This is a genomic window from Staphylococcus sp. EG-SA-2, assembly GCF_017152085.1.
The window spans coordinates 1-540 of sequence record NZ_JACYHC010000147.1 but is presented as its reverse complement, the minus strand read 5'-3'; the positions used below and the strand labels follow the sequence as shown (position 1 = coordinate 540).

The 540-nt window shown below is 33.9% G+C and carries 1 protein-coding gene; it reads left to right on the top strand.

From position 1 onward, the window contains the following. The first annotated feature begins 50 nt into the window (after positions 1-50). On the top strand, positions 51-425 hold the full coding sequence (locus IDG60_RS27205) for a PaaI family thioesterase (RefSeq protein ID WP_000149295.1): 375 nt from the start codon (positions 51-53) through the stop codon (positions 423-425). Positions 426-540 lie beyond the last annotated feature (115 nt).

Here is a 540-nt window from a genome sequence, read left to right as displayed (position 1 = left end):
TTTTCGGTACTATTGCTGCTATGGTACTATAAGCATAAAGAGGTGAAAATATGACTCATTTATTAGAGACATTTGAGATGTCAATAGATCACCAGGAAGATGGTTTAGTTGTTATTTCTATGCCTGTCACTGATAAAGTAAAACAACCATTTGGATATTTACATGGTGGGGCTTCGATTGCTTTAGGTGAAACAGCATGTTCATTAGGATCTGCTAATTTAATTGATACAACCAAATTTATTCCATTAGGTTTAGAGATGAATGCTAACCATATTCATTCTGCTAAAGATGGTCGTGTTACTGCGACAGCTGAAATTATTCATCGAGGTAAGTCGACACATGTATGGGATATAAAAATTAAGAATGACAAAGAACAATTAATTACAGTTATGCGTGGTACAGTTGCTATTAAACCTTTAAAATAAAAGAACTGCTAGCTGAAATGTTATGAGATATTCATAACTACGGCTAGCAGTTTTTTTATGCGCTATATTGTTGTAATTTTAGAAATGCTTGTTCAATGCGTTCGGCAGCTTTACG